This is a genomic window from Streptomyces sp. NPDC021080, from assembly GCF_044333225.1.
Classification (GTDB): Bacteria; Actinomycetota; Actinomycetes; order Streptomycetales; family Streptomycetaceae; genus Streptomyces.
Genome location: NZ_JBIRQM010000010.1, coordinates 42,494 through 66,884 on the forward strand (window position 1 = coordinate 42,494; position 24,391 = coordinate 66,884).

The window sequence follows — 24,391 nt, forward strand, 5'->3', positions numbered from 1 at the left end:
AAGCAGCGGGGCGGCGGACGGGGCGGGTGCGCACCCCGGGGGAATCGTCAGCGAATGGGCCGGTGGACGTTCTCCCGGGTGCTCGCGCCGGGGGTGGCGTCGGCGATCCAGGGGCCGTCGCCCGAGGGGTCGAGGACGCCTTCCTCCAGCCAGGTGTAGGTGCCGGACAGGACGCCCTTGACGACCTTGCGGTCGATGTCGTCGGTGTTGGCCCACAGGCGTCCGAAGAGTTCCTCGACGCGGATGCGGGACTGGCGGCAGAAGGCGTCGGCGAGCTGGTAGGCCTCGCGTCCGTGGTCCCCCTGGGTGCGCAGGAGTTCGGCCCGTACACAGGCGGCGCTCATGGCGAAGAGTTCGGCTCCGATGTCGACGATCCGGCCCAGGAAGCCCTGCTTGGTCTCCATGCGGCCCTGCCAGCGCGACATCGCGTAGAAGGTGGACCGGGCGAGCTTGCGGGAGCTGCGCTCGACGTAGCGCAGATGGGTGGAGAGGTCCACATCGTGGTGGAACTCGTTGTACGAGCGCGGGAGCCGGCCCGCTCCGACGACCAGTTTCGGCAGCCACTTGGCGTAGAAGACACCGGCGTTCGCGCCCGCCTTCGCCTTCTCCGACAGGGACTTGTCGGGGTCGATGAGGTCGCCGGCCACCGAGAGGTGGGCGTCGACGGCCTCCCGGGCGATCAGCAGGTGCATGATCTCGGTGGAGCCCTCGAAGATGCGGTTGATGCGCAGGTCGCGCAGGACCTGCTCGGCGGGGACCGCGCGCTCGCCGCGGGCCGCCAGCGAGGCGGCCGTCTCGAAGCCGCGGCCGCCGCGGATCTGGACCAGCTCGTCGGCCATCAGACAGGCCATCTCGGAGCCGTACAGCTTGGCGAGGGCGGCCTCGATGCGGATGTCGTTGCGGTTCTCGTCGGCCATCTGCGACGACAGGTCGAGGACGGCCTCGAGGGCGAAGGTGGTGGCGGCGATGAAGGAGATCTTGGCGCCGACGGCCTCGTGGAAGGCGACAGGCTTGCCCCACTGCTCACGCACCGACGTCCATTCGCGGGCGATCTTCAGGCACCACTTGCCCGCGCCCGCGCACATGGCGGGCAGCGAGAGGCGTCCGGTGTTGAGGGTGGTGAGGGCGATCTTCAGGCCCGCGCCCTCGGGCCCGATGCGGTTGGCGGCGGGCACCCGTACCCGGTGGAAGCGGGTGACGCCGTTCTCCAGGCCGCGCAGGCCCATGAAGGCGTTGCGGTTCTCGACGGTGACGCCCTCCGAGGCGGCTTCCACCACGAAGGCCGTGATGCCGCCCTTGCCGTCCTCGGACTTCGGGACGCGCGCCATGACGACGAGGAGGTCCGCGACGACGCCGTTGGTCGTCCAGAGTTTCACCCCGTCGAGGATGTAGTCGTCACCCTCCCGGACGGCGGTCGTGGCGAGCCGTGCCGGGTCGGAGCCGACGTCCGGTTCGGTCAGCAGGAAGGCGGAGATGTCGGTGCGGGCGCAGCGCGGCAGGAAGGTGTCCCGCTGCTCCTGGGTGCCGAAGAGTTTCAGCGGCTGCGGTACGCCGATCGACTGATGGGCGGAGAGCAGCGCGCCGAGCGCCGGGTTCACGGAGCCGACCAGGGCCAGGGCCTTGTTGTAGTACACCTGGGTGAGGCCGAGGCCGCCGTACTTGGTGTCGATCTTCATGCCGAGGGCGCCGAGCTCCTTGAGCCCGGTGATCGTCTCGTCGGGGATCCGCGCCTCGCGCTCGATCCGGGCGGAGTCGATCTTCGTCTCGCAGAAGTCCCGCAGTTTGGCCAGGAACTCCTCGCCGCGCAGGGTGTCCTCGTCGGCCGGGAGCGGGTGCGGGTGGATGAGGTCGAGCCGGAAGCGGCCGAGGAAGAGTTCCTTGGCGAAGCTGGGCTTCTGCCAGCCCTGTTCACGCGCGGCCTCGGCGACCTGCCGGGCCTCGCGTTCGGTGACTGTGGGCTGGTGGGGTGTTGCGGACATGAGGCTCACCTCGCCGCGAATAGGGATCTTGGGACAGTCCGTTACCGACCGGTTCTACTCGATCGTATTTACCTGATTCCGGATGTCCCCACCAGTCCTCGTGCAGCGTTCGGCCCAATGGGCTCCTCGCGGACCGGCCGCCGGTGTCGCGCCGGAAGCCCGGTCCGCACAGTCGTTGTCGAAGCGCTTCGACAGGCTATGGACACGATTCCTTCACCGAGCTAGTGTCGAGCCACCCTCATTCGCCCCGATCGGTACCGCGCGCACTGTCGAAGCGCTTCACAAAGCTGGGAGAGCTGGATGGTCACCCTCGCCGAGGTCGCCCAGCACGCCGGAGTCTCGGCGAGCACGGTGAGCTATGTCCTCAGCGGCAAGCGGTCCATCTCCGTGAGCACCCGGCAGCGGGTCGAGCGGAGCATCCAGGAACTCGGCTACCACCCGAACGCGGGCGCCCGCGCCCTGGCGAGCAGCCGGTCCAACATCATCGCGCTGATGGTTCCGCTGCGCACCGACATGTACGTACCCGTGATGATGGAGATCGCCATCGCGGTGTCCACCAGCGCCCGGACCCACGGGTACGACGTCCTGCTGCTCACCGGCGAGGAGGGGCCCGACGCGGTGCGCCGGGTGACCGGCAGCGGGCTCGCCGACGCGATGATCCTGATGGACGTCGAACTCGACGACGAGCGGCTGCCGCTGCTGCGCGCGACGGACCAGCCGTTCGTGCTCATCGGTCTGCCCGCCGACACCACCGGCCTGACCTGCGTCGACCTCGACTTCGGGGCGACGGGTGCACTGTGCGCCGAGCATCTGGCGCTGCTCGGCCACCGTGACATCGCTGTCATCGGCGAGGCGCCCGCCGTCTACGAACGGCACACCGGCTTCGCCGAGCGGACGCTCGACGGGCTCCGTTCCCGCTCGCGGGAACTGGGGCTGCGGGTGCTGCACCGGCCCTGCGAGGGCGGCTACGACGCGATGGCCCTCACGCTCGCCCGCATCCTCGACGAGCGCCCCGGCACCACGGGTTTCGTCGTGCAGAACGAGTCGGCGGTCGAACCGCTGCTCGCCCTGCTGCGCCACAAGGGCCGTGCCGTGCCCGAGGACGTCTCGGTGATCGCGATCTGCCCGGACCAGGTCGCCACCCAGGCCTCGGTCCGGCTGACGTCGGTCGCCATCCCCGCGCAGGACATGGGCCGCCATGCCGTCGAGCATCTGATCGCCAAGCTCGAAGGGCGCGGTGAGGACGAAGTCGTACTGATCGCACCGGAGTTGACGGTTCGGGCGAGCACGGGGCCGGCGCCGGCCGCGCTCTGATCCGGCCTCCTCCCGAGGGCGCGGGCGCGACGGCCCGAACGGCGTGTCTCCCGGTGGGCGGGCGCCGGGCGGACGCGTGGACCGGGGTGCCGTACGGGGGAGGCGCGGCCGTGGCGGTGGACGCTCCGCCGGACCGGATCCCCCTGTTCCTGCGGGACGGGGCACGGCCGCCCGTGACGGGCGGGGCCCGTCGCGTGCTCCGGCCGGGGGCGGCCGGCCCCGCGAGGGACCGGCCGCGCCTTCGGGAACGGATCAGCCGCTGCTCACGGTGAGGTTGTTGGTGACGAAGTCGAGACCGCCCGAGGACGAGGTGATCTCGAAGCCGAACTGCACGTCCCCGATGGTCGCGCCGCTCGACATCCAGCCCTTGGTGTTCGCGATCCACTTCAGGATCGGGAGGATGTCCATGGTGCCGGAGGTGGAGTCCGAGCTGCGCAGGAACGAGAAGACGTCGTTCGCGCCGTTGTTGCCCTTGTAGACGGTCCAGGTGTTGCCGCCCAGTGTGAGCGTTCCCTGCGAGGTGCCCAGCGCGCCGACGGCTCCGTTGTAGTTGACCCAGAGCATGATCTCGTGGGCGTAGCCGGTGTCCCAGATGTCGTACGAGGTGTTGTACGCGCCGGACGACGGGACGGTGACGTTGTAGCTGCTGGTGAGGGAGGACAGCCCGGCGATCGTCTTGCCCACGTACTTCTTGGAGTTGGGGTAGGACTTGATGCCGCCGGTGTTGGGGTGGTTGGCCCAGACTCCCCAGTTGGTGCCGGAGTTGGCCCAGATGCACTGGCTGCCCGCGCCGGAGCCCCAGATGTCGTTGTAGAGCGTGTACCCGTTCAGGGTGGTGCTGCCCCACTGGTCGCAGGAGGACCAGACGGCGGCCTGGGCGGGGGCCGAGGCGAGACCGATCGTCACGCCGAGTGCCAGCACGGGGGCGACGAGGGCCTTGGTGAGCCGGTTCGGTGTGCGAGGTGCCATGGCTTTTCCTTCCATGGGTGGGGGGACGTGCGGGGGGCTACCGCGGCCCCAGGGTGAGGACGCGGTCTTCTCCGGCGCTCAGGGAGAGCGGTCGCGCGCCGGAGGAAGTCCACAGGTCGATGCGGCAGGTACGGTCCGGCCGCAGGACGGCCGTGGCACCCTCGGGGGTCCACACGAGGTCGATCCGCGCGCCGAACCTCGTGCGGATGCCGCGGAGTTCGCCGCTCGGCAGACCGGCGGGAAGCGCGGGGAGGAGGACGAGCCGCCGCGGTGTGGACTGGATCAGTGCCTCGATGAGGACGGCGGGCAGGGTGTGGGAGGCGTCCGCGTTGTAGACGTGCCGGTTCGGGTAGTGGCCGCTCATCAGGGAGACGTGGAAGAAATCCCCGGCCAGGACGGTTTCGAGGGCGTTCGTCACGCGCTCGGCGTCCCGCAGCCGGGCGGCCACCAGGGCGTGATGGAGGTGGCCGTGGGCCGAGTCGTTCTCGGCGCCGCGCAGTTCGAGGGCGCGCTGGGCCGCGGCGGCGAGGCCGGGGGTGTCGTAGGGGTTGATCTCGTCGAGCGGCCAGACGCCGTAGAGGTGACTGAGGTGCCGGTGGTCGTAGGTGTCGAGGAGTCCGGGGCGGGCCCATTCGGCCAGCGCGCCCTCGGCGTTGACCCGGTGCGGCGGCAGCCGGTCGGCGAGTGCCCGCCAGCGCTCGGCGTCGGGGCCCGGGTGGTACGCGGCCGCCGTGCACAGGGCGTGCCGGGCCGCCGAGAGGTCCATGGCGGCGTTGACGGTGACCCAGCTCGCGTTCGCGGGACGGTTCTCCGGGGAGTAGGACGGCACGATCACCAGTCGGCCGTCCTCGTCGGTCCGGGTGAGGAAGTCCTCGTAGAAGCGGGCGGTTTCGGCGAGCGCGGCGGCCAGCCGCGGATCGCGTCCGCCGCGGGTCTCGTCGTGGTCCACGAGGGGCTTGAGCAGCCAGTCGGCGCCCGCGGTCCACACGTGCAGCGGATACGCGCGGCTGAGGTGGTGAATGTGGCCGGACTCGCCGTCGGTGTGGGCGGGAGCGACCGCACCGCGCGCGCCGAAGACGGCTCGGGCATTGTCCTGCCAGTGCGGCAACTGGGCGTGGACCAGCGCCGCGTGGGCCTCGGTGACCTCGGGGAGGGCGGCCGCGGCGGCCGACGCCGTCTGCAGATTGAGGTTGGCGTCCGTGGTGAACGCCCCGGACCAGGCGGTGTCCCAGTCTCCGGTCCACAGGCCGGTCAGCCGCGGCGGCAGCGTCCCGGCGGCCGACAGCAGGTGGTGACGGCCGGCCGCGAAGAGCCGCTCCAGGAGTGCCCGGCTCTTCGGCCGCCGGACCAACTCCGATCCGGGCAGGGCCCGTTCCGCGGGGTCGGCGTGCAGGTCGAGCGTGACCCGCAGATAGGCGGCGCGGTGCAGGGCGGTGTGGCGGGCGAGCAGACGGGCGTAGGCGTGCCCGACGTACTCCGCTCCGGCTCCCGCGACGGCGTCCTCCGCCCTGGTCCCCGCGTCGGCGTCCTCCGCTCCGGCCCCGGTGCCGAAGTCCTCCGCTCCGGGACCGGGCCGGGGCAGCAGCTCCCTCAGCGCGCGCAGTTCCGCGAGGACATCCAGGTCGCCCGGGTGTCGGCGCACCCGGGTGAGCAGCAGCATCGAGCGGGCGCCCTCGACCCGTACGCCGGGAAGGGCGGGACGGGCGACGCCGTCGGTGACGACGAGGGTGACCCCGGTGTACGCCAGGTCGCTGCCCGGATAACGGGCGCGCAGGGTGAGCAGGGCGCCCTCGGGGGTGCGGACGGCCGCGTGGGCCACGGCCAGGTCCGCGGGCGCCCCCGGCAGCCGGTGGTCCAGCGTCACCTCGGCCGTGGGGCCGGGGGAGGTCACGTACTGCGCGATCACGTCGTCGGCGCGCGAGACGAACACCTCGCTGCGCCGGTCACCGCAGACCGCTCGGACCACGCCGGTGGTGAAGTCGGCCTCGCGCCGGTAGCCGCGCGCCTCCCGGGCGGGACGGCGCAGCCGTACCCGGAACGCCGGGTGGAACGGCTGCACCCACAGCAGCGGCCTGCCGTCGGTGAAGTCCTCGCCCGCGTCCACGTCTCCCGCCAGCAGCCGGTCCTGGACGTCGGCGAGGCGGTCGGCCAGTTCGGGCGGGCGCGCGTCGGCGCTGCCGTTCGGGCGGACCAGACGATGGTGGTTGACGATCACCCGGTCGTCGTCCGGATCGCCGAACACCATGGCGCCGTGCGTGCCGTTTCCGCTCAGGAAGGCGTCCTCCCAGCGGGCGGCGGGCCGGGGTTCCCAGGTGCCGTGGACGGGGGCGGAGCCGAGGGGTCCGGGACGGTCCGCGCGAGCCCGGTCCGTCATGGGGCGAGCACCGCCGCTCCGTGCCGCTCCAGTCGTACGAAGTCCCGTACGGGCGCGCCGCCGAGCAGGTCGCGGTGGCTGCCCGGCACCTCGACGGTCACCGGGCCCTGCCCGTGGTTGAGCAGGAAGAGCAGGTCGCCGCGCCGGACGGCCTCGACACCGTCGGGCAGGCCGGCGAGGACCGGCCGGACGCCCGCGTGGTCCGCCGCCTCGGCGAGCAGTGCGCGCAGGGCGGGTGGTTCGGGGAGGGTGGAGAGGTAGCGGGCGGTGCCCTTGCGGAGCACGGCGGGCATCCCGTCCAGCTCGCCGCCGCGGTAGCGCGCCTCGACGACCGCGGCCGGGTCGGGCTCGATCTCCTCGGACCAGAGCGTGCCCGCGAAGCCGTCGCACGCGGTGCTCTCCCCCGCGTCGAGCGGCCACCGTTCGTGCAGCGTGCGGATGCCGAACAGGTCGCGCAGCCGCTCGTCCATGCCGCCGGGCCGCACCCGGTCGTCCTCGTCGGCGACGCCGGTGAGGAAACCGCAGACGAGCGTGCCGCCCGCGCGCGCGTGGGCGAGCAGGTTCTCGATCGCGGTGTCCGTGAGCAGGTACAGCTGGGGCACGACGACCATCCGGTATCCGGAGAGGTCGTGCTCGGGGTGGGCGAACGCGGTGGTGAGGTGGGCCTCCCACAGAGCGCGGTGCCAGGCCCGTACGACCTCGGCGCAGTCGTTCCCGGCGGACAGCCGGCCGTCGTGCTCTCCGGCCCACCAGGAGTTCCAGTCGTGCAGGATCGCGACGTCGGACGTGACCCGGGTGTCCGTCACCTGGGGTGCGAGGAGGGCGAGTTCGGCACCGATCCGCTTGATCTCCTGGAAGCCGCGGCCCCGCTCCCCGGCGTGGCCGATCATCCCGGAGTGGAACTTCTCCGCGCCCTGCCGGGACTGGCGCCACTGGAAGTAGCAGACGGCGTCGGCGCCGCGTGCCACGGCCTGCAGCGACCACAGCCGGTTCAACCCACGGGGCTTGGGGTGGTTCACCGCGCGCCAGTTGACCGCTCCGGCCGCCTGTTCCATGAGCATCCAGGGGCCGCCGGCCGCCTGTGAGCGCGTCATGTCCTGGACGAGCGCGCCGTGCTGCGCGCCGAGGGGGTCGCGCGGATCCGGGTAGAGGTCGACCGAGACGACGTCCTCCTCCTCGGCCCAGCGCCAGGCGTCCTGGCCGACCCACATCGGCATGAAGTTGCTGGTCACCGGGGTGCCGGGAGTGTGGCGGCGCACGATGTCCCGCTCGATGGTGTAACACTCCAGGAGCATGTCGGAGGTGAAGCGCTTGAAGTCGAGGACATGCGTCGGGTTCTTCATGTAGTGCGCGTGACGCGGCGGGACGATCTCGTGCCAGCCGTCGTAGGACTGGCCCCAGAAGGCCGTTCCCCAGGCCGTGTTGAGCGCCTCGACGGTGCCGTACCTGTCCTTCAGCCAGCGCCGGAAGGCGGCGGCCGCCTCGTCTCCGTGGTCGACGGTGCAGTACTCGTTGTTGATGTGCCACATCGTGAGGGCGGGGTGGCTCGCGTAGCGGGCGGCCAGGTCCTCGGTGATGGCGGCGGCGCAGCGGCGGTAGACGGTGCTGGAGTGCGAGAAGTGCTGCCGGGAGCCCCACCATTCGGTGCGGCCGTCCTCGTCCTGCGGCAGGGTCTCGGGGTGCAGCCGGCCCATCCAGGGCGGCGGCGAGGAGGTGGGGGTGGCGAGGACGACGCCGATGCCGTGCTCGTGCATCAGGTCCATCAGCCGGTCCAGCCAGCCGAACTCCCGTGCTCCCGGCCGGGGTTCGATCCGGGCCCAGGAGAAGACCCCGAGGGTGACGGAGTTGACGCCGGCCTCCTTCATCAGGCGGACGTCCTCGTGCCAGATCTCCTCGGGCCACTGTTCGGGGTTGTAGTCGCCGCCGAACAGGATGCGGCCCCGGGTGGCGTCGCCCAGAGACGGCCGCCCGGGCTCGGGACCGGTTCCGCGGAGCGTGCGCATGAGCCACCTCGATCGGGGTGAGGGAGTGGTGGGGAGCGGTGGGACCGGTACGCCGCGGCCGACCGCCGGTCAGGAGCAGGGCGGCCGCGACGGGCCGGGAGCGGCGCCGGGGGCTTCGGTACGAAGGGCGCGGGGGTCAGCCCTTCACGGCGCCGGTGAGCATGCCCTTCTTGAAGTGCCGCTGGACGAAGGGCGAGAGGACGGCGACCGGCAGCAGCGCCATCACCATGACGGCCATCTGCACGGCGAGCGGGGACAGTTGCCCGGTGTTGATCTGGGTGGCGAGTCCGACCGGACGTTCCTGCTTCTGGACGAGCTGGATCATGACGTTCTGCAGCGGCATCATGTCCTGGTCGGTCAGATAGATGGAGGCGTTGAACCAGGCGCTCCAGTAACCGACCGCGTAGAACAGCGAGATGACCGCGAGGACCGCCCGGGAGAGCGGCATCACGATCCGCCACAGGATGCGCCAGTCGCCCGCGCCGTCGATGCGGGCGCTGTCGATCAGTTCGGGCGATATGCCCATGAAGAACGCCCGCAGCACCAGGATGTTGAAGACGCTCACCGCGCTGGGGAGGATCAGCGCGAGATAGGTGTCGGTGAGGCCGAGTGCCTGCACCAGCAGATAGGTGGGGATGAGGCCCGCGCCGAAGAACATCGTGGCGAGCAGCAGCATCAGGAACCAGCGGTGGCCGAGCGATCCGATGCGCGAGAGGCCGTAGGCGCACAGGACCGAGACCGCCATGCTGAACAGGGTGCCGGTCAGGGTCACGCCGACGCTGACGAGCGCCGCGCGCTGCACCTGGCCGCCGGTGAGCAGTTCCCTGTAGGCCACGAAGGTGACGCCCCGGGGGACGACGACCAGGCCCCCGGCCGCGTCGATGGTCTTCTTCGACTGGAGGCTGGTGACGACGACGATCCAGAGCGGGAAGAGGATCGCGAACGCGGCCAGGCCGAGGGCGAGTCCCTTGCCCGCGAGGCCGGCCCTGGACGGCTCCTCCTCCCAGGGCGGCCGGGGCGGCGCCGCCCAACGGCCGGGCCTGTCGCGCGCGTCGGGCGTCGCGGCGGTCATTTCTCGTACACCCCCTGCTCGCCCATGAGGTGGGCGACCTTGTTGGCGGTCAGGACGAGCCCCAGGCCGACCACGCCCTTGATCAGTCCGGCCGCCGCGGCGTAGCCGAAGTCCTGGTTGCGGATGCCGTTCCACCACACGTAGGTGTCGAGGACCTCGGAGGCGCCGGGGCCCACCGCGTCGCGCTGGAGCAGGAGTTGCTCGAAGCCGACGGTGAGTGCGTCGCCCACGCGCAGCACCAGGAGCAGGGCGATCACCGGGCGCAGGGCGGGCAGGGTGATGTGCCACATCCGGCGCCATCGGCCGGCGCCGTCCATGGCGGCCGCCTCGTACAGGTCGGGCGACACGGACGCGAGAGCGGCGAGGAAGACGATGATGCCCCAGCCCGCGTCCTTCCAGACGCCCTCGGCCGTCACCAGGAACTTGAAGATCCCCGGGTCGGTCATCAGGTCGATCCCCTGGTGCCCGTGTCGGCGCAGGGTCTGGGCGATGATGCCCGCCCCGCCGAAGATCTGCTGGAAGACGGTGACGACGAGGACCCAGGAGAAGAAGTGCGGGAGGTACATGATCGCCTGGGCCACGGCCCTGACCCGGGGCCTGACCACGCTGTTGATGAGCAGGGCGAGGGCGATCGGGATCGGGAAGTAGAGCACGAGCTGGAGGAAGAACAGGACGAACGTGTTCTGCACCGCGTGCCAGAACGCCGAGTCCGCGAAGATGCGCTGGAAGTTCTCCAGCCCGGTCCAGGGGCTCTCGAAGATCGCGACGAAGCCGTTGTCGCTCAGATACGGGTCGTAGTCCTGGAAGGCGACGACATTGCCCAGCACCGGGACGTAGGTGAAGACGAGCAGCAGCGCGATCGCGGGGAGGGTCATCAGGATCAGGGTGCGGTCGCGTCGGAAGCGCGGCCGCAGGCCGATTCTTCCCGCGTCCCGCCCGTCGTTCCTCGTGGCCCGCCGGCCGCCGGCGCCGTCCGGCGGATCCCCCTGCGACGTCCTCTTGCCCGCCCTGGCCCCGGCCCTGCTCCGGGGCACCGTGCTGCGGGACACGGCCTTCTCCCGGCCTCGGACGTGGGTCACTTGGCCGCGGGGCCGTTGTCGTCGAGCAGCTTCCTGTACCAGGCGCGCAGGTCGTCGCCGCCCTTCCGCTTCCAGTCCGCGACGGCCTGCTGCATGTCGCCGGTCTTCTTGCGGCCGCGGACGATGTCGTCCTCCAGCTGCTCGAAGTCGTTGGCGAGGTTGGTCCACCGGTTGGGTTCGGTGATGGTCAGGCCGTAGAAGGAGGACTTCTTGGTGAAGGCGCCCATGCGCTGCTGCCATTCGACCTGGAGCCTGGCGATCTCGGGCAGGTCGGGGTGGGCGAGGTAGGCGGCCGGGTCGCCGGTGTAGTCGTAGGCGCCGTTGACCTCGTTGGTGCCCTTGGTGGTCTTGGTGGGCAGGCCGTTCTTGACGGTGTAGTCGGTGCCCTCGACGCCGTACACGGTCAGCATGTACTCCTTGGTGCCGTACGGGGCCGCGCAGAAGTCGGCGAGTGCGAGGAAGTCCTTGATCTGCCGCTCGGACGCGTTCTTGCCGACGAAGGTGAAGATGCCGGCGGGCTGGGTCGCCCAGAGCGTGGGATCGCCGCCGTCGGGGCCGAAGATGTCGAACGCGCCCATCTCGAAGTCCGTCTTCTGGGTGCGCTGTTCGGCCGTCGAGCCGTACCAGTAGGACAGGTCGCCGTTGAAGACGAGGGACTGGCCCGCGGTGAAGCGGTTGGACGCGTCGCCCTTGACGGCCTTGGCGTCGGGGTGGACGACCTCCGCCGCGTACAGCTTGCGGGTCCATTCCAGGGCTTCGAGGTACTCGTCGGTCTCGATCCGGTTGACGAGCCTGCCGTCCCGCAGGTCCCACCACAGGGCCTTGTCGCTGCCGTTGAGGACGCCGTAGATGTTGAAGGCCGTCCACTTGAGGTCGTCGCAGGCCCACACCTTCGCCTTGGCGTCGGTGGCCTCCTTCGCCCAGGCCAGGAACTCGTCGGGCGACTTGGGGAGCGCGTAGCCCTTCTTGGCGAAGATGTCCTTGCGGTAGAAGGGCGCGATGTTCGTGACGTACGAGGCCGGCATCGGGATCGCGCGCAGCCGGCCGCCGAAGATGGAGCGCTGCCAGGCGTCGGTGGGGACGGCCGCGAGGTTCGGGTAGGCCTTGACCCGGTCGCCGGACAGATACGGGCCGAGGTCCGCGAACTTGGCGTTGATCGCGCTCGGTATCTTGCCGTTCAGGTTCCAGCCCGGGACGACCACCACGTCCGGGATGTCGCTGGAGGCGAGGATCGCGCCCAGCTTCTCGTCGTAGGTGTTGCCGTCCTGGTTCTGCCAGGTCGCCTTGATGCCGATGGCCTCGTTCATGGCCGTGTAGTAGGCGTTGTCGCCCGTCGGCGGGGTGCCCCAGAACGGCGACATGATCTTCAGGTCGCTGCCGGTGCCCAGCTTCTTCGGGACGGACGTCTTCAGCGCGTCCAGGTCGATCGCGCGGGTGAATCCGGCCGCCGATCCGTTCTTCGACGGGAGGTCGGGGGTGACGACGCTCGACGCCACGAACGCCGGGAGGATCTTCCGGGCGTCCTTCCCCGAGGTGGTGCCGTCCTTGCTGCCGTCCTGTCCTGAGCCGCAGGCGGCGAGCAGGGGCGTTCCGCCCGCCACGGCGGCCGCGGCGACCGCCGTGGAGGCGAGGAAGCTTCTCCGGCTGGGGGCGGATGGGGCGGAGTTCGGCGTCATTGCGTCAACCCTTCGTGGCGCACAGCAGGACACCCGGCGGTGGGGCCGTCGGCTGCGGTGTCTCGAGTGGATCTGACTGAGCGGAAGCGGTCCTCGGAGGGCTGTGCCCTGGAGAGAGGGAAACCCGGCAATCGAAGCGCTTCGATGTTGCTGCGAGGTTAAGTGAACGTCTGGGGGCGCACAAGGGTCGACTCCAAGATTCCTCGAAGGCTCCCGGCAACAGAGCGTCTCCGTACGGCACTTGACGTCACTGGCGGGAAACCGCGGTGCTGCGCCCGGATGTCTTGACACCCACCCCCTGGTCGATCGAGCATCGAAGCGCTTCGAAAGGTCTTCGTCGCCCCCGTGCCAAGGGATCACCACGTGACTGCAGAGACGCCCTCCATGCCGCCCTTCCGCGACGCGAGCCTGCCGTTCGCGAAGCGCATCGACGACCTGCTGGCGCGGCTCACCCTGGACGAACGGATCGCGCTCCTGCACCAGTTCACGCCCGCCGTCGAACGGCTCGGGGTGCCCGCCTTCCGCACCGGTCAGGAGGCGCTGCACGGGGTCGCCTGGATGGGTCCGGCGACGGTGTTCCCCCAGGCCGTCGGCCTCGGCGCGACCTGGAACGAGGATCTGGTGCGCCGGATCGGCGAGGCCGTGTCGTCGGAGGCCCGCGCGATGCGCGCCCGCGACGACCGCGTGGGCCTCAACGTCTGGTCCCCCACCGTCAATCTGCTGCGCCACCCGCTGTGGGGCCGGAACGAGGAGGGCTACTCGGAGGACCCGGCGCTCACCTCCGCCATCGCCACCGCGTACACCCGCGGGCTGCGCGGCGACCACCCGGTCTACTGGCGTACGGCGCCGGTCCTCAAGCACTGGCTCGCGCACAACAACGAGACGCGCAGGGACACCTCGTCCTCCTCCGTCCGGCCGCGCGTGCTGCACGAGTACGATCTGCGCGCCTTCCGCGACACCGTGTCGGCGGGTGCGGTCGCCGGGGTGATGCCCGCGTACAACCTGGTCAACGGCCGCCCCAACCATGTCTCGCCGTATCTGCGCGAGCACCTGCGGGCCTGGACCGACCAGGAGCTGCTGGTCTGCTCGGACGCGGGCGCGCCGTCCAACCTGGTCGACTCCGAGCACTACTTCGACACCCACGAGGAGGCCACGGCCGCCGCGCTCCTCGCCGGCGTCGACAGCTTCACCGACCACGGCACGGACGGCTCGCGGATCACCGCACGCGTCCGGGGCGCCCTGGAGCGGGGCCTGCTGACCGAGGCCGACGTCGACACCGCGGTCCGCCGCCAGCTGGCCGTGCGGTTCCGGCTCGGCGAGTTCGACCCGGACCTCGACCCGTACGCGGGCACCGGGGAGTTCGACACGCCCGCCCACCGCGCGCTCGCCCGGGAGGCCGCGGAGCAGGCGATCGTGCTGCTCAAGAACGAGGGCCTGCTGCCGCTGCGCCCCGGTGTCCGCCTCGCCGTCGTCGGCCTGCTCGCCGACGAGTGCAAGCTCGACTGGTACAGCGGCACGCTGATCCACCGGTCCACGCCGCTGGAGGGCCTGTACGAGCGCTTCGGCGCCGAGCGGGTGGACTTCGCCGAGGGCGTGGACCGCGTACGCCTGCGGACCTCGTCCGGCCGGTACCTCGCGGTGCCCGCCGTGCGGGACGCGCCGGAGGAGGCTCGGGGTGCCGAGGGTGCCCTGGACCCCGCGCTGATCGCGGGCCGCACCGACCTGCCCCCGCTGACCGCCGACGCCGTCGGCACCGAACTGGCGCTGGTCGACTGGGGCGAGGGAGTCCTCACCCTGCGCGCCCCCGACGGCCGCTACCTGTCGGTCGCCGACGACGGCTTCCTGCGCGCGTCCGCCGATCAGCCGGGCGGCTGGATCGTCCAGGAGACCTTCCGGCTGGAACCCTCCGCGGACCCGGGCGGCGGCCGGCTCCTGAAGCACCTCGGGACGGGCGGATACGTCCGTGTCGCCGCCGACGGTGTGAAGGTCGCCGGGCCCGACGCCCGGGACGCCGAGATCTTCGAGCCGGAGTTCACGCAGCGCGGCGAGGACGCGGTGGCGCGCGCCGCGGCCTCGGCCGACGTGGTGCTCGTCGTCGCGGGCAACGACCCGCACATCAACGGCCGCGAGACCGAGGACCGTACGACGCTGCGGCTGCCCGCCCACCAGGAGCGGCTGCTGGACGCAGCCCGGGCGGCGAACCCCCACACGGTGCTGGCGCTGGTCTCCGCCTACCCGTACGCGGTCGGGCACGCCGGCCTGCCCGCGATGCTGTGGACCGCGCACGGCGGCCAGGCCGCGGGCACCGCGCTGGCCGCGGTCCTCGCCGGGGACGTCTCCCCCGCGGGCCGCCTCCCGCAGACCTGGTACGCCGGGGACGACGACCTGCCCGGGCTGCTCGACTACGACGTGATCGGCGGCCGGCAGACCTACCTCTACTTCGGGGGGACCCCGCTGTTCCCCTTCGGGCACGGCCTGTCCTACACGACGTTCGCCTACACGGACCTGCGGGTCCACCGGGAGGCGGACGTGCTGGTCCTCTCCTGCACCGTGACGAACACCGGGACCGTCGCCGCCGACGAGGTCGTCCAGCTCTACACCCGGGCGGTCGCCCCGTCCGTGCCCCGCCCGCGCCGCGAACTGGCGGCACACCGCCGGGTCGGACTCGCCCCGGGCACGTCGAAGACCGTGTCCTTCGAACTCCCGCTCACCGCGCTGGAGTTCTGGGACGTGTCCCTGGGCCGCCGACGCCTGGAACCGGGCGCGTACGAACTGCTGGTCGGCGCGTCCAGCGAGGACGTCCGGCTCGGCGCGACCGTCGAACTCGACGGCGAGCCGGGCACGTTCCGTCCGGTTCGCGAACACGGCCTGAACGCGGCCGACTTCGACGAGCAGCGGGGCGCCGCGATCGTCGACCGCACGAGGACGGCGGGCGACGCTGTGACCCCGGCGGACGGCGGCACGGGCGAACTGCTCTACCGGGCATGCGACTTCGGAGAGGGAGTCACCGGGGTCGCCGTCGAGGTCGCGGGCGAGGGGACCGTCGAAGTCTCGCTGGACGGCGGGCCGTGGACGCACGGGCTCCCCCCGGGCGACGGGCCGTCCACACCCGGGATCCCGCCGGGCGGCGGGCCGGCCGCCGAAGAACCGCCGGGCACCGCGGCGGTCGCCGGACTCACGGTGAGCGGGACGCGGGGGGCCTACGACTACCGCACGCTCACCGCCGCGTTCACCGCGGACGGTGTGCACGATGTCCGCCTCAGGCTGCGCGGGCCGGTCCGGCTCGCGCACGTCGGCTTCTCCGGTTGAGGGTCCGGAGAAGCCGGCACAGGGGCCCGGCACCGGAAGGCATCGGTGCCGGGCCCCTTCCCCGACGACGAGTACGGCCTCGAACCGTCGGCCACCGTCCGGGTGGACCGCGACACGTACACCGGCGTGCTCGGCGTCAGCTCCGGCACCCCGGCCCACACGGTGACCGTCCGCGGCAGGATCCCGAAGCGCCACGGCTCACCCGTGGGCTCCGTCCGGCCCTGGACTCCCTTGCCCCGCACCGAAGACACCGACGGCCGGAGCCCCCGCACAGTGGGCTCCGGCCGTCGGCTTCGGTGAGGTCCGTCAGAGGGCGAGACCCGTCAGCACGAGCACGCGCTCGTAGGTGTAGTCGTCCATCGCGAACTTGACGCCCTCGCGGCCGACACCGGACTGCTTGGCGCCGCCGTACGGCATCTGGTCGGCGCGGTAGGACGGAACGTCGCCGATCACGACGCCGCCCACCTCCAGGGCACGGTGCGCGCGGAACGCGGTCTGCAGGTCGTGCGTGAACACACCTGTCTGCAGGCCGTACTTGGAGTTGTTGGCGGCCTCGAAGGCAGCCGCCTCGCCGTCCACCTTCTGCACGGTCAGAACCGGTCCGAAGACCTCCTCGCAGGAGATCGTGACATCGGCCGGAACGTCGGCGAGGACGGTCGGGGCGTAGGAGGCGCCGTCGCGCTTGCCGCCGGTGAGCAGCGTGGCGCCGGCCGCGACGGCCTCGTCCACCCACGACTCGACGCGCTCGGCGGCGGCCTCGCTGACCAGCGGGCCGACGTCCGTCTTGTCGTCGGACGGGTCGCCGGTGACCTGGGCCTCGACGGCGGCGACGATGCGCGGCAGCAGCCGCTCGTACACCGCGGCGTCCGCGATCACGCGCTGCACCGAGATGCAGGACTGGCCGCCCTGGTAGTTGGAGAAGGTCGCGATCCGGGTCGCGGCCCAGTCGAGGTCCGCGTCGCTCGCGAAGTCGGCGAGGACGACGGCCGCGCCGTTGCCGCCCAGCTCCAGGGTGCAGTGCTTGCGCGGCACCGAGTCCATGATCGCGTAACCGACCGTCTCGGAACCGGTGAAGGAGATGACGGGGAGGCGCTCGTCCTGGACCAGGGCGGGCATCTTCTCGTTGGCGACCGGCAGGATGCTCCAGGAGCCGGCGGGCAGGTCGGTCTCGGCCAGCAGGTCACCGAGGATCAGGCCGGACAGCGGGGTCGCGGGCGCCGGCTTCAGGATGATCGGGGCACCCGCGGCGATGGCCGGGGCGACCTTGTGGGCGCACAGGTTCAGCGGGAAGTTGAAGGGCGCGATGCCGAGGACGACACCCTTGGGGAAGCGGCGCGTGAGCGCGAGCCGGCCCTGGCCGCCGAGGTCGGTGTCGAGGCGCTGCGCCTCGCCGCCGTTGAAGCGGCGGGCCTCCTCCGCGGCGAACCGGAACACGGACACCGCGCGGCCGACCTCGCCCCGGGCCCACTTGATCGGCTTGCCGTTCTCGGCGGAGATGAGCTGCGCGATCTCCTCGGTGCGCTCGGCCAGACGGCGCGAGACGTGGTCGAGGGCGGCGGCGCGTACGTGGGCCGGGGTGGCGGCGAACTCGTCGCGCACGGCGTACGCGGCGGCCACGGCCTCCTCGACCTGGGCCTCGGTGGGCACGCTGACCTGACCGACGAGGCGGCCGTCCCACGGCGAGGTGACGTCGAAGGTGGTCTCGCCGGTGGCCTGGCGGCCGGCGAGCCAGAAGGCGTGGGTGGAAGTCATGTGGAGTCCCGGGCCCTTCCGTAGTGGGGGTGACGACTGGGTTCTGCTGGTGCTGCGCTTTCCCGTCCACGGTAGGGCCGGGACCACCAGGGGGCGTTTGTCCGGCGCGTAGCAGTCGAGGGGCCGGGTGCGCCGGTTTGGACTGGTCGCCGGGCTCCCGGCCGGGCCGCCGTCGGAGCACCGGTCCCACCGGTCGCGGGGGTCCCGGCCGAGCCACCGCCGGAGCACCGGTCCGGCCTCTCGCCGGAATCCCCCGGCAGGCCACCGTCGGAGCGCCCGCTCGGCCTCTCGCCAGGATCCTTGGGCAGGCCGCCCCCGGAGCATGGGGTCGGACGGCCGGAACGGGGCCCGGCAAGCCGCCTCGGCGGCGGGGTCCGGTCACTCCCCCGGCGCGGCCGTGGTCTTCAGGGCCAGCCAGAGTTCCATCCGGACGTCGGGATCGTCCAGGGACCGTCCGAGGATCTCCTCGACCCTGCGCATCCGGTAGCGCAGCGTGTGCCGGTGGACCCCCAGGTCGGCGGCCGCCGCGTCCCACTGACCGTGCCGCGACAGCCACGCCCGCAGCGAGGCGACCAGGTCGCCGCGGCCGGTGGCGTCGTGCTCGTGGAGCGCCCGCAGGAGCCCGTCGGCGAACGCCCGCACGGCGTCGTCCGCGAGCAGCGGCAGAACGGACCCGGCCGCCAGTTCCTCGTGCTCGACGAGGAACCGGCCCCGCCGCCGGGCGACGGACAGGGCCTGTTCGGCCTGCTTGTAGGCGGCGCGGGCGGCGATCGGACCGGCGGGCGCCGACAGCCCGACGACGAGTTCGCCCTCGTCCCCGGCGGCCTTGGCGCCCTGCTCGCGCGGGACGGCCCGCGCGGACTCCAGCACCACGGCGTAGTCCCCGCAGGCGGCGACCGCTGCGCCTCCGTCCACGGCGAGGACGACCAGCCGCTCCCCGTCGGGCACGACGAGCACGGACTCCCCCGAACGCACGGCGGCCGATTCGACGACCTCCGCGAGGGCGCCCAGCGGATCGCCCTTGACGTCGGGCACCGCGACGGCGGTCTTCGCCTGCGTGGCGGCGCCCGCACGCGCGTGCCCGTCGGCGTGCGCCCGCCCGGCCGACGCGGACACCGACTCGGCGATGATCAGCCGGAAGGGCGCGTCGAGCAGTTCGCCGTACAGGTCACCGGCGACGGCCCGGGCGTGGTCGGGTTCCCCGGCGAGCAGCATGCCGAGCACGGCCGCGCCGATCCGCTGCTCGGCGGCGTGCAGGGACCGTGAGCGTTCGGTGGTGAGGGTCAGCAGGGCGATCGCCGAGTGCACGGCGTAGCGCTCGGCGGTGCCGAGGGCGCCGGCGGTGCCGACGGCGAGCGCGGCACGCGGTCTGCGTCCCGTTCCCAGGGAGTGCAGTTCGACGCGGTCCTCCCCGCCCACCACGGAGCTGGCGGGGGCGGGCCGCTCGCGCAGCCGCTCCACGTCCGGGGTGAGCCGCGCGGCGCGCCGCCCCGCCCAGTCGGGGGCCGCGGCGACGACGGAACCGGAGGCGTCGTAGAGCGCGGCCCATCCGTCGACCTGCGCGGCGAGCGCGGTGAGCAGGCCCTCGGGTCCCTCGTTCAGGGCCTGCTTGGTGAGCTCGCGCTGCGCGGCGAACCCCGCGGTGACGGCCCGGTACTGATCCGCGGCGATGGCGGCGGACACGGCCTTGCTGATGGCGAGGAAGGGGGTGCGCCGGGGTACTTCGAGGAGCGGCAGGCCCTCCTCCTCGGCCGCGTCGACGAGCGCCTTCGGGATCTCGTCGTAGGTGACCCCGACGGCGAAGCCGATCCCGACGACTCCGGCACCGGCCAGCCGCTTCACGTACCGCCGCATGGCGTCGGGGTCGTCCGCGTCCAGCTTGAGCGCGGTGATCAGCAGCAGTTCCCCGCCCTCCATGTAGGGCACGGGGTCGGCGAGCTCGCTGACATGGGCCCAGCGGACGGGCACGTCCAGGCGGTCCTCGCCCGCGCGCACCGTGAGCTTGAGCGCGGAGTGGTGGACGAGCGAGGCGAGCGTGGGGGGCATGGGACCTTCAGGTCGGTGTGGGCTCTGCGATCTCTGTGATCTCTGTGATCTTTTGGCCGCGGCGTATGAACGGCCTGTGTCGATTCTGCCTCACCGTACGGTCGTCGCGTGCGTTCATGCCAGGAAGGCCAGGTCAGCGGGTCCGCATATCCATGCGTTCCCTCCGATACGTCCCACCCGGCATGTCCCACCCGGCACGTTCCACCCGGTACGTTCCCCCGTGCCCCTCGCCGCCGCGGGCCGGGCTGCACGCCGCCTCGGCCGCCCCTCAGCTCCGCAGGTCCACCAGCAGCGGCGGGGCGTGTTCCCCCTTCACGCTGGTCAGCGACAGCACCGCGTGTCCGGGCGGGACCGCGTGGGCCAGTTCGGACGCGGACCAGCGCTCCCGCTCGACCTGACGCACGGTCACGGCGTCCGTGGTCACCGCCTTGCCGGTCACCAGCTTGCGCAGCGCGTGAATGGCCCGGGTCATGGGCTGGTCGGCGAAGACGGTGTGCTTGGCCACGTCACGCGCCTCCACCCATTCGGTGCCCCAGGACTCGGCGAAACGGCCGCCGTCCCACGTCGTGACGCCGGAGAAGGCCATGCGGCAGCCGACCGCGCCGTACAGCGGCCCGTGCAGGGCCTCGGGGATGTCCCCGATGGTCCGCAGGGCGAGGACCACTCCGGCGTTGTGCGCCCGCAGGCCCTGGATGCGGCGGACCGTCTCGGCGGTCAGGGCGCCGGTCGCGTCGTCGAGCACCAGACAGGCGAAGTGCCCGCGCCGGTCGCCGCCGCGGACGACGGCGGCGAACTGGGCGAGCAGGAGCCGGGTGACGAGCTGGGACGCCTCCTCGTACCCGCGCTCCGGCAGATCGACGCGGACCCGCAGCGGATGATGGGCCACCGCCCGGAGCGAGAACGGCCGGGCGCCGGTGCCCGAACCGAAGAAGTCCGCGAAGACGGGCCGGTCCAGCAGCGCCAGCCGGTCGGCCAGCACCGGGCCGGGGTCGTTCGGGCCGCCGGCCTGCCGCAGCCGCGCCTCCAGTTCGCGGAGCATCGCGGGGTGCTCCCCGGCCGACAGGTCCTGCCGCAGGGGCTCCAGCAGCGCGGGCACTCCTTCGAGCAGTTCACGCAGCACGGGAATCGTGGGGAACGTGCCGTGCACGGCACGGTAGGGACCGAGGAGCTGGGCCAGGGCGGTGGCGGCGCGCCGGACGTCGACGCCGTCGACGCTCCCGACCAGGCCCTCGGCGAGGAACGCGGCGGCCTCGTCGGGGTCGTCGCAGTCGGCGTACAGGTCCAGGTCGTGGACCGACTCGGGGTCGCCGAGCTTGACGACGACGTCGTACGACGCGTCGGGGCCGACCGGCGTCCCCGCGGCGGCCACGACGACGACGGCGCAGCGCGCGGTGAGGGCCTGCAGTCCGAGGGATTCGGCGACGGGCCGCACGAGGTGGCGCGTCTTCCCGGAACCGGCCGGTCCGACGGCCAGGAGCGAGGTGCCGAGGGTCGCCGGGCCGAGGGCGGCGCCCGCGCCGGAGTAGGCGAGCGGTGTGCGCTCGCGGTCGACCCACCGGCCGAGCCGCACCTGGGCGGCGAGCAGGTCGTGCGCGGCGGAACGGACGGGCAGGTCGCGGGCTCCGGACGGATGGGTCCAGGCCGCGGCGCCCCGCCGCAGCACGGTGTCGCTGAAGACGGTGAGCTGCCCCTCGCGCCTGGCCGAGGTCCAGGCCCGCAGGATCCGCGCGCAGTCCACGTCGTTCATGCGCTCGCCCAGCACCTCGGAGGACAGCAGTTCCGCCGCCTTGTGCTGTCCGGTCGCCCTCAGTTCGGGCCATTCGGCCGGGGGGCCGGACGGCTCCGGCGACCCGGCCGGGGACGGCACCGCGCCGCCCGCGGCGGCCGGCCGGGAACCGAACCGCTCCTTGGCGAGCGGCCACCATCCGCCCAGCCTGGCGAAGGGCAGCAGGACCGCCACGGTGATCAGCGTGTAGACGCCGTAGCTGATCGCCAGGGACTGGAACACGTCGTCGCCGCCGGCGAGCAGCGCCACCAGGGACAGCACCGGATTGACGATCGGCAGGGGGTCCCAGCTCACGCCCGGGAAGGCGTCCGGCCAGACGAACGTCAGGGTCACCAGGGCCGCCAGGGCGGCGGCGACGGCCCGGCCGGGCTGCGGGCGCCGGACGACGAAGTGATGGACGATCTCGCGCCAGCTTCCGAGCCGTCCCATCGTGTAGACCAGCGCGGCGAAGAAGAGGCCGTCGTAGACGACGACGGCGTCCACGCCCTGCCAGGACTTCGGCGCGGTCGTCCCGCCCCACCACCAGTCGTCCGGCGTGAACAGCTTCAGCACGACCAGCTGGTAGGGGACGTTCCCCCGGCGCCACAGCGACCAGACGACCAGCCCGATCACCAGGGGGATCACCAGACCGACGATCGTCACCGAGGGCAGGCGCCCGCGCTCCTTCGACGCCTTGGGGGCGACGTATCCGTACCGCCAGATCCCGAGGGCGGCGTCGGGGCGGGGTGCGTTGAGCCAGTCCCGTACGGCCTGCCGGGGTGCCGGCGGGCCGCCGGGCACGGGCGGGGGGCCCGAGGGCCGGGGCGGGGCGCCGCCGGGAAGGGCGGGCTGCCCGAGGGGTGCGGCCGGACGAGGCACGGGATCGGCATGCGTGCCACGTGCGTCGCGCGTACCGTCGAAGTCCATCGTGTGCGCCCCCTGGCCGGCCCGTCCGCTTGTCGCTCTCAGGCCAATCTAGTGGTCCGGCGGGGTGAGTTCACCGTTTACCCGGCCGGGTCCGCGGGGCGGCGGACCACCGGGGTCCGCCGCTCCTCGTCCACCGTCGTGTCCGCCGCTATGTCCACCGCGGACAACGGATTCCTCCGACAACGCCCACATGGCGCATGCCGAGCCCCCCTCCTCGGCTCTAGCCTGCGAAGAAAGAAGGCAAGCGTCCGAAACCCCCCGCCCGGACCCACCCCGCGTCGACGGGGGACCGTCCGGTTCGCACCATCATCAGGGAGCCCCTCATGACCGCACTTCCGCAGGAGCGCCGCGTCGTCACCGCCATTCCCGGCCCGAAGTCGCAGGAGCTGCAGGCCCGACGCACCGCCGTGGTCGCGGCCGGTGTGGGATCGGTGCTCCCTGTCTTCACCACGCGCGCCGGCGGCGGGATCATCGAGGACGTCGACGGCAACCGCCTGATCGACTTCGGCTCCGGCATCGCCGTGACGTCGGTCGGCGCGAGCGCCGAGGCCGTCGTGCGCCGGGCCTCCGCCCAGCTGCAGGACTTCACCCACACCTGTTTCATGGTCACGCCGTACGAGGGGTACGTCGCCGTCGCCGAGGCGCTCGCCGAGCTGACTCCGGGCGACCACGCCAAGAAGTCGGCCCTGTTCAACTCGGGTGCCGAGGCCGTCGAGAACGCCGTCAAGATCGCCCGCGCGTACACCAAGCGCCAGGCCGTCGTCGTCTTCGACCACGGCTACCACGGCCGTACGAACCTCACGATGGCGCTGACCGCCAAGAACATGCCGTACAAGAACGGCTTCGGTCCGTTCGCGCCCGAGGTCTACCGCGTGCCGGTCGCCTACGGCTACCGCTGGCTGACGGGCCCGGAGAACGCCGGCGCCGAGGCGTCCGCCCAGGCCATCGACATGATCAACAAGCAGATCGGCGCCGACAACGTCGCCGCGATCATCATCGAGCCGGTGCTCGGCGAGGGCGGCTTCATCGAGCCCGCCAAGGGCTTCCTGCCGGCCATCAGCAAGTTCGCCAAGGACAACGGCATCGTCTTCGTCGCGGACGAGATCCAGTCCGGCTTCTGCCGCACCGGCCAGTGGTTCGCCTGTGAGGACGAGGGCATCGTCCCGGACCTGATCACGACCGCCAAGGGCATCGCGGGCGGTCTGCCGCTCGCCGCCGTGACGGGCCGCGCCGAGATCATGGACGCCGCCCACGCGGGCGGCCTCGGCGGCACCTACGGCGGCAACCCGGTGGCCTGCGCCGGTGCGCTCGGCGCGATCGAGACGATGAAGGAGCTCGACCTCAACGCCAAGGCGAAGCACATCGAGTCGGTCATGAAGGCCCGCCTCGGCGCCATGGCCGAGAAGTTCGAGATCATCGGCGACGTCCGCGGGCGTGGCGCCATGATCGCGATCGAGCTGGTCAAGGACCCGGCCACCAAGGAGCCGAACCCGGAGGCGGCCGGCGCGCTCGCCAAGGCCTGCCACCAGGAGGGCCTGCTGGTCCTGACCTGTGGCACCTACGGCAACGTCCTCCGCTTCCTGCCCCCGCTGGTCATCGGCGAGGACCTCCTGAACGAGGGTCTCGACATCATCGAGCAGGCCTTCTCCCGCATCTGACCCGGACGCCGCCGCAGCACCGGAACCCCGGAGTACGCCCACGGGCGGACTCCGGTTCGGTTCCGGTGCTGCGGCGTTCCGGTGGGGGCGTGTGAAGAAGGTGTGCGAGGTGCATGGCGGGACGCGAATCCGTCTGTCGGAGCCGCACCCCCTGCCGTAGGTTCTAACCGGATCAGGGATGCACCCGCCCGCAGGGGACTGCGGGCTGTACCGGGCCGAGGCCGCCCTGGCTTCGCCCTGGCCGTGCCCTCGCGCACACACCCGGAGCTTGCGGCTCCGGTTCTCCTCACCGATCGGACGGCCGCCCGCCCCAAACCCCCCGGGGCGCGCGGCATCTCCGGTCCCGGCGGGCGCCCCCCCCCCCCCCCCCCCGGGGGGGGGGGGCCCCGCCCCCGCGGGGGCCCGGGGGGGGGGCCGCCGCGGGGGGCGGGCCAGGGCCGCGGGGCCCCCAGCCCCCCCCCCCGCGGG

General features: G+C 72.4%; 13 protein-coding genes. 3 read left to right on the forward strand and 10 right to left on the reverse strand.

The genetic code is table 11. The features are described from left to right. Positions 1 to 47: 47 nt before the first annotated feature. A complete protein-coding gene (locus ACH4S8_RS24535; RefSeq protein WP_398397450.1) occupies positions 48 to 1,979 on the reverse strand; it encodes an acyl-CoA dehydrogenase family protein in 1,932 nt (643 codons plus the stop codon). Between the two features lie 300 nt (positions 1,980 to 2,279). Here ACH4S8_RS24535 and ACH4S8_RS24540 point away from each other — a divergent pair, with 300 nt between their 5' ends. Further along, a complete protein-coding gene (locus ACH4S8_RS24540; protein WP_398397452.1) occupies positions 2,280 to 3,293 on the forward strand; it encodes a LacI family DNA-binding transcriptional regulator in 1,014 nt (337 codons plus the stop codon). A gap of 252 nt (positions 3,294 to 3,545) precedes the next feature. Here ACH4S8_RS24540 and ACH4S8_RS24545 read toward each other — a convergent pair whose 3' ends face one another. From ACH4S8_RS24545 to ACH4S8_RS24570, 6 genes are all read right to left on the reverse strand, one after another. Beyond that, positions 3,546 to 4,262, reverse strand: coding sequence for a hypothetical protein (locus tag ACH4S8_RS24545; RefSeq protein WP_398397454.1), 717 nt, complete (start codon positions 4,260 to 4,262; stop codon positions 3,546 to 3,548). A 37-nt stretch (positions 4,263 to 4,299) separates the two neighbouring features. After that, entirely contained in the window at positions 4,300 to 6,636 is a 2,337-nt protein-coding gene (locus ACH4S8_RS24550) for a glycosyl hydrolase family 95 catalytic domain-containing protein (RefSeq protein WP_398397456.1), read from the reverse strand. Further along, positions 6,633 to 8,639, reverse strand: a complete 2,007-nt coding sequence (locus ACH4S8_RS24555) for a beta-galactosidase (protein ID WP_398397458.1) — start codon at positions 8,637 to 8,639, stop codon at positions 6,633 to 6,635. The genes ACH4S8_RS24550 and ACH4S8_RS24555 overlap by 4 nt, the downstream gene beginning before the upstream one ends. Before the next feature lie 136 nt (positions 8,640 to 8,775). After that, the gene (locus ACH4S8_RS24560; RefSeq protein ID WP_398397460.1) at positions 8,776 to 9,711 is read right to left on the reverse strand and encodes a carbohydrate ABC transporter permease; all 936 of its coding nucleotides are present in this window, start codon (positions 9,709 to 9,711) and stop codon (positions 8,776 to 8,778) included. Next, on the reverse strand, positions 9,708 to 10,760 hold the full coding sequence (locus tag ACH4S8_RS24565; protein WP_398397462.1) for an ABC transporter permease: 1,053 nt from the start codon (positions 10,758 to 10,760) through the stop codon (positions 9,708 to 9,710). Before ACH4S8_RS24565 ends, ACH4S8_RS24560 begins: the two co-directional genes overlap by 4 nt. 26 nt (positions 10,761 to 10,786) lie before the next feature. Then, positions 10,787 to 12,466: a Tat pathway signal sequence domain protein gene (locus tag ACH4S8_RS24570; RefSeq protein WP_398397464.1), complete on the reverse strand. Its 1,680-nt coding sequence runs from the start codon at positions 12,464 to 12,466 to the stop codon at positions 10,787 to 10,789. A gap of 363 nt (positions 12,467 to 12,829) precedes the next feature. Between ACH4S8_RS24570 and ACH4S8_RS24575 the strand changes: the two genes are divergently transcribed. Then, positions 12,830 to 15,775, forward strand: coding sequence for a glycoside hydrolase family 3 C-terminal domain-containing protein (locus ACH4S8_RS24575; protein ID WP_398397466.1), 2,946 nt, complete (start codon positions 12,830 to 12,832; stop codon positions 15,773 to 15,775). Between the two features lie 306 nt (positions 15,776 to 16,081). Here ACH4S8_RS24575 and ACH4S8_RS24580 read toward each other — a convergent pair whose 3' ends face one another. From ACH4S8_RS24580 to ACH4S8_RS24590, 3 genes are all read right to left on the reverse strand, one after another. Further along, positions 16,082 to 17,527: an aldehyde dehydrogenase family protein gene (locus ACH4S8_RS24580; RefSeq protein ID WP_398397468.1), complete on the reverse strand. Its 1,446-nt coding sequence runs from the start codon at positions 17,525 to 17,527 to the stop codon at positions 16,082 to 16,084. A 378-nt stretch (positions 17,528 to 17,905) separates the two neighbouring features. Further along, positions 17,906 to 19,573, reverse strand: a complete 1,668-nt coding sequence (locus tag ACH4S8_RS24585; protein WP_398397470.1) for a PucR family transcriptional regulator — start codon at positions 19,571 to 19,573, stop codon at positions 17,906 to 17,908. 268 nt (positions 19,574 to 19,841) lie between these two features. Then, a complete protein-coding gene (locus ACH4S8_RS24590) occupies positions 19,842 to 22,265 on the reverse strand; it encodes an ATP/GTP-binding protein (RefSeq protein ID WP_398397472.1) in 2,424 nt (807 codons plus the stop codon). A gap of 323 nt (positions 22,266 to 22,588) precedes the next feature. Between ACH4S8_RS24590 and gabT the strand changes: the two genes are divergently transcribed. Further along, complete coding sequence (gene gabT / locus ACH4S8_RS24595; RefSeq protein WP_398397474.1) at positions 22,589 to 23,923, forward strand: 4-aminobutyrate--2-oxoglutarate transaminase; 1,335 nt, start codon at positions 22,589 to 22,591, stop codon at positions 23,921 to 23,923. Positions 23,924 to 24,391: the final 468 nt, after the last annotated feature.